Genomic DNA, 2,518 nt, shown 5'->3' on the forward strand with positions numbered 1-2,518 from the left:
CGAGGGCGGCGGATACCACCGAGCGCCCGTGGTCCACCGCACGGGCACCCCCGGCCTGCGGGAACGCGCTCGCGCCGTCCGCGGGTGTCGAGCAGGGCGGAACGGCGGGCGAGGACCTCCTCCGCCGCGACCGGTTCGAGCTGGCGCCCCATGTCACCGCGGTCGCGGTAGGTCACCAGGCCCGCGTGGGTGGTGACGGCGGCGAGCACGGACGCACGCGGATCGGGAAGCCGTCCCGCGCAGCAGTCGTCGTCGAAGCACCGCCACGGGGCCCCGGCGCGGATCCCGACCGTCCACAGGGCGTGCGTGACCGGCACGCCGACCTCGTCGAACGCCGTCATGAGCGCGTCGACCAGGATGTGCGCCGCGTATCCCGGCGCGGACGGGGACCATCCGCGTGGCTCCGGGCGTCCGGTGAGCTCGCCGGCTCCGGGTGGTTCGTCCTCCCCCGGCCCGGCCGGCCCCCGGTCGTCCGGGTCGTCTCGGTCGTCCGGGTCGTCCGGGTCGCGGGGGTCCGGACCGACCACGACCACGGTGACGGCGACGGAGTCGTGCGCCAGAGGATTCCGCAGACGCCGCGCCAGGGCCGTCTCGTCCCCCGGCGGGGGAAGGTCCGCCCGCAGGACCGCGCCGATGCGCGTGCCCGTGGGCGCCCGGTGCCCGATGACGAGCACGGAGTCGGTGGGGCGGAACCCGAGCAGCTGTGGCGTGGCCGCGAGCAGATCCCCCGGCGATCGCAGGTCGACGGTGGTCGGTGTCGTGGAAGGCGGTGTCATGGCTCCACCATGGCGGCGCCCGGCCGTCCGTGCGTGCCTGCGCACGGAGTTGTCCACAGGGGCGGCCGGGTGTGGACGACACCTCCGGTCAGGACGGGCCGAACGCCCCGCGCAGACCCCGCTCGCCCCCGACGACCGGCACCGTGACGGAGGTCCGGCGCACGTCGACCGCCAGGCCCGTTCCCGGATCCGGCCGCAGCGTGAAGTCGTGGTCGCTGGACAGCACCACGAACTCCAGTCGGTGTCCGGTTCCGAGCACGTAGTCCTGGGGTTGCAGATCGAACGCCACCCGGTACGGCACGCCCGGGTGCACGAACTGGGTGTGCCCGCGGTGGTGCCGGTTCTGCGGATCCGTCCACCCGCGGGTGATCACGTGCGAACTCCCGTCCGGCGCGCGGTCCACCAGCACACCGGTGACGTTGGCCGCGGGACGGTCGAACGCGATCCGCAGGTCCACCCTCGGCGTGCCGCTCAGCCGCACCGGCTGCCCGGCCGGGTCCGTGGTGTAGGCCAGCCGGTGCGGCGAGGCGGGGGCGTCCACGAGCTCCTCGACCGTTCTCGTGGCGTCGTCGGTGAGCTCCTCGAACACCGGCCTGCCCCGGTCCGGTCGGGGATCGAGTCCCCCGCGCCCGGCACCGCCCGCCCTCGGATGCAGGGTGGCGTCCGCGGCGCCGGGCGCGGGCCAGTCGGCCTCCCGGGTCCAGGTGCCGTCCTCCCGCTGGACGGTGGCCCTCGGTCCGGTGTCCGCGCCGTTGTCGACGCCGTACAGGTAGTGCGAGAACCAGCGGTTGAGGGTGGTCAGCCAGACGTCCCGGCGCAGGTAGTAGGGGTCGGTGTGCCCGGACTGGTGCAGCCAGATCTTGCGTTCGACCCCGTTGCGGGCCAGCGCCTCGTACCAGTCCGCCACCTGGCTGAGGGTGACGTTCCAGTCACCGAGGCCGTGCACCGCGAGCACCGACGCGCGCACCCGGTGGGCGTCGTCGAGGTAGTTCCGCTCGCGCCAGAAGGCGTTGCCGTCGCCGGTGACCCGGTCCTGGTGGGCCGCGAGTTCGTCGATGACGGGGCGGCAGATCTCCCGGTCCTCGCGGGTGTAGACGTACTCGGCGAGCACGTCGGCGTCCTCGCCCTGGAAGCCACCCGGCGCGACGACGGCCCCGTTCTCCCGGTAGTAGTCGTACCAGTCGGAGATGGCCGCGATGGGCACGATCGTCTCCAGGCCGTCGATCCCGGTCGAGGCCACCGCGTTGGGCAGGGTGCCGTTGTACGACACGCCGATCATCCCGGCCTTCCCGGTGCTCCAGTCCGCGGTGACGGGGGCTCCCCCGGCGTCCCGTGCCGGGGCCCGCCCGTTCAACCAGTCGATCACGGAGGCGGCGCCGACGGTCTCGTTCTCCCCGCCCGTCGTGGGACACCCGGTGGAGTCGCCGGTTCCCAGCGACTCGGCGTAGACCACGGCGAAGCCGCGGGAGACGAAGTAGTCCTCGTAGCGCGAGGTGATCCGCGGGTCCGGCCCGGCGGGACGGGTGGGAACGTGCAGTTCCACGTCGACGTCGTGGTTCGTCACCGGGTTACCGCCGGAGAAGTACGGACTCGCCTGGTACACGACCGGAACGCGCAGGCCCCGCTCGGTGGCGCGGGGCCGGACCACCTCGACGTGCACCCGGTCGTCGGCGCCGTCCCGGTCGCTGTCGACGTCCGCGCGGACCCACGCCTCCTCGCGCACCGCGTCGCCGGGGTCGAAC

At 74.0% G+C, this 2,518-nt stretch carries 2 protein-coding genes; both read right to left on the bottom strand.

Annotation, left to right across the window (positions count from 1 at the left end):
* Window positions 1–776: DUF4192 domain-containing protein (locus SACHA_RS19540; protein ID WP_019806295.1), on the bottom strand; the 776-nt coding region annotated here is incomplete at its 3' end.
* Between the two features lie 88 nt (window positions 777–864).
* On the bottom strand, window positions 865–2,518 hold a 1,654-nt coding region (locus SACHA_RS19545), incomplete at its 5' end, for a Xaa-Pro dipeptidyl-peptidase (RefSeq protein ID WP_019806297.1).

This window comes from Saccharomonospora halophila 8, from assembly GCF_000383775.1.
Classification (GTDB): domain Bacteria; phylum Actinomycetota; class Actinomycetes; order Mycobacteriales; family Pseudonocardiaceae; genus Saccharomonospora; species Saccharomonospora halophila.